The organism is Psittacicella hinzii (genome assembly GCF_003585885.1).
In the GTDB taxonomy this organism is placed as follows: Bacteria; Pseudomonadota; Gammaproteobacteria; order Enterobacterales; family Psittacicellaceae; genus Psittacicella.
This window is the reverse complement of record NZ_NRHC01000056.1, coordinates 1-2,864: the sequence shown is the minus strand read 5'-3', so window position 1 is coordinate 2,864 and position 2,864 is coordinate 1. Positions and strand designations below refer to the sequence as shown.

Below are 2,864 nucleotides of genomic sequence, written 5' to 3'. Positions count from 1 at the left end.
GCTAAGTTAAGGATATCTTGATAATCATGTGGAAAAACTTCTTGTAGAACTTTAGTTAACTTAATTTTCTCCGCTAATTGCAGGTAGTAATGGTGGTAACCAAATGATTTTAATTTATTCTTCTTCTCTTTTGATTTCTCTGCTGTATTTTTAACTAAATATTTTTTAGAACGCATGTCTAGATCATGCGGCATCGGTACCTGGTAGATTAAAAAGTAGTTTTTATTAGCCATTAGTAAACCGGTTTCTTCGTCAATTCTACCGATACAAGTTCCAGTTTCTCTTTTTACTTTACCGTTTTCTCTATAGCTTTTTCCTCTACGATAAGCATATCTTTTACCATTAATTTTGGTGACTTGAACTTTTCCTTTTGGCAACTCTACTAAGTATCTCATGCTGTTATTTCCTCTTCTTGTGGGGTCTATCGTCTATCTAGATGATATTTATATATTATACCATACAATAAATGGAAAAGCAGCATGTTGATCCAAATTTAATCATACTTTTCCGCAAAAAAGAAAATCCGCGCTTACATTTTGCGCGGATTGTGGGGTCTATGAATTAGGTAACTTAGGAGGTTTTATTTTTGTCGTTAATTTTTTGCAATTCCTGTAGCTTCTGCGATTCCTGTAGCTACCACAGTTCTTACTACTCCTAAAATTCCTATTGAACTTTATTTTTAATTTACATTTTCAGCCTGTATTTTTTAGTTTTACTAGTGTAGAAGGTTATGCCATATAGTTTTGCTAAATGTAAAAGGTAAAGGCAAAAGGTAAAGCATAGAATACTGGAGAAAGCCGGAGAAAATTAAGAATTCTAAGACAAGGGATAGGCAAAATCCTCTGATTAATAAATTGAGTAAATAAATTAAGGAAAAATTTAAGAAAAAATTAAAAGTACCTAAAAATGGCTCAATAACTTATTAACCTAGTAAGTTTTGCGGGTATCGGGGGGGGGGGGTATTTATATCTAATTAACAATAAGTTAGTATATCAAAATGTAACTTATTTTTTGAAAATCGTGATTAAAAAATTTTGCGTTTTCTTTCTTTTATTCTTGAATTTGATTATCATATTTGAGTATTGTTTTAACTGTGTTAGTTATTGATTTATGTGAACCCAAATAGCTAGTATAGACCTCAATACTGCAAGTTTTGCAAATATATATCAATGTATAAAGAATAAAAGGATGCTTTATGAAAAAACTATTAGCCCTAACTACTGCTGCGTTAGCAGTTGTGTCATTTGTAGCTCCTTCTGCACAGGCTACAAGATTAGATAACCAATTCTTCACTGCTGGTGTATCTTTAGGTTCTTACCCTGCAAAAGATTACTACTATGAAGATAAAAGTGTTGTAAACGTAGGTGTGTTTGGTGAATACCACTACCGTCTTCTTTCAGACTACGGCTGGTATGCAGGTGCTGAATTAAATGCAGCTTGGGGTAAAAACAGTGATTACAAAGTGTCTTCATATGTTGCTGAATTAAAAACTAAGTACTTCTTTGAAAACTCATCAAGAGTTACTCCATATGTAGGTCTTGGTCTTGGTTACGGTAAATTCAGAGCTAAACTTGGTGACGGTGAGACTCTATCAGACGCAGGTCTTACTTACTCTATCCAAGGTGGTATTTTAATCAACAACTTTGTTGACGTAGGTTTACAAATCCGTGGTTTTGACGTAAGTAAATCTAACGACACTGTTTCATTTGAAAATGGTGCAAGCAACGTATCTATTTACGTAGGCTTTAAATTTTAATTTAACATAAGTAAAGTTTTTTCTTACAGGTAAACAGTTCTACTGTTATACAAGTAAATAGCGAGGTCAAAAGCCTCGCTTTTTTAATTGTTTGAAATTATAAGCATTCCTTAGTATTCCTTAGTATTCAGAAATACTTCTTAGCACTTCAAGCACTCCTAAGTACTCCTGACCACTCTTAAATCTGCAAAGTATAGAGATTAATTAAATAGTAGACTGGCTTATCTTCGTTTATGTTCAGTTTAATGCTCATAATTATTAAGGTTTTTTAAAAGAGCTACAAAATAAAATCTTTAAACTTTTCAACTAGTTAGATAATTCTCTTGTAATGTCTAGTGATAGGAAATCTTAAATTTTTAGTTAAGAATTATGTTTTACGGGTAAATTTAAGTATTATGTAAAAGTATTGTTTTAGCTAAATTAGTTATTGATTTTTCAACTCCCTAAATAACTGGGGCTAGAGCAGTACGATTCAACTTTTATATATCAATTTACAGACCAAATAAGGATTTCTTATGAAGAAACTTTTAGTTTTATCTATGACTACATTAGCTACACTTGCATTTGTTTCACCAGCAGCAAACGCTGATAACCTACCTCATCACTTCTTTAATGGTGCGGTAACTGTTGGAGTACATAATGCAAGTGGAGCTCCTAGTTTAGCTAATTATGGTTTCTTAGGTGAGCTTAATTACCGTGTATCGCACCATCATGCTTTATACCTAGGTGGTGAGTTATATGCAAACTACGGTAATAAAGACAGCGTTGATTTCTACAATGTAGGTGCAGAAGTAAAAACTAAATACTTCTTTGAAGGTAGCTCTGCATTTACTCCATATGTAGGTGCTGGTTTAGGTTACGGTAACTTTAAATTAGAAGCTAATGGAGTATCTGTATCTGTTAGTGGTGTATCTTACTCGTTACAAGCAGGTGCTTTATACAATAATTTCTTAGACTTCGGTTTAAAAGTACGTAACACTCATGGAAGTAAGAACACATCAGTAGGAAAAGCTTCAGGTACAACAACGACCACAAGCGTGTATTTTGGGCTTAAATTCTAATAAATTTACACTGACTAATTTGTAAGTTTGTAAACTTGTAAACTTGT

Annotated in this window: 3 protein-coding genes; 2 read left to right on the top strand and 1 reads right to left on the bottom strand. The window is 32.7% G+C overall.

The window, feature by feature from the left end; translation table 11 throughout:
* The coding region (locus CKF54_RS04800; protein ID WP_147396816.1) for a hypothetical protein at positions 1 to 395 on the bottom strand (395 nt) is incomplete at its 3' end.
* A gap of 800 nt (positions 396 to 1,195) precedes the next feature.
* Between CKF54_RS04800 and CKF54_RS04795 the strand changes: the two genes are divergently transcribed.
* Together CKF54_RS04795 and CKF54_RS04790 are read left to right on the top strand one after the other, a co-directional pair.
* A complete protein-coding gene (locus tag CKF54_RS04795) occupies positions 1,196 to 1,756 on the top strand; it encodes an outer membrane beta-barrel protein (protein WP_119525232.1) in 561 nt (186 codons plus the stop codon).
* A gap of 515 nt (positions 1,757 to 2,271) precedes the next feature.
* Positions 2,272 to 2,817 (top strand): outer membrane beta-barrel protein, encoded by a 546-nt coding sequence (locus CKF54_RS04790; protein WP_119525231.1) that lies wholly within the window; start codon positions 2,272 to 2,274, stop codon positions 2,815 to 2,817.
* Positions 2,818 to 2,864: the final 47 nt, after the last annotated feature.

Bases quoted from the DNA above. Each gene is read 5' to 3' on its own strand.
- CKF54_RS04795 (WP_119525232.1), top strand. From the start codon at position 1,196: ATGAAAAAACTATTAGCCCTAACTACTGCTGCGTTAGCAGTTGTGTCA.
- CKF54_RS04790 (WP_119525231.1), top strand. From the start codon at position 2,272: ATGAAGAAACTTTTAGTTTTATCTATGACTACATTAGCTACACTTGCA.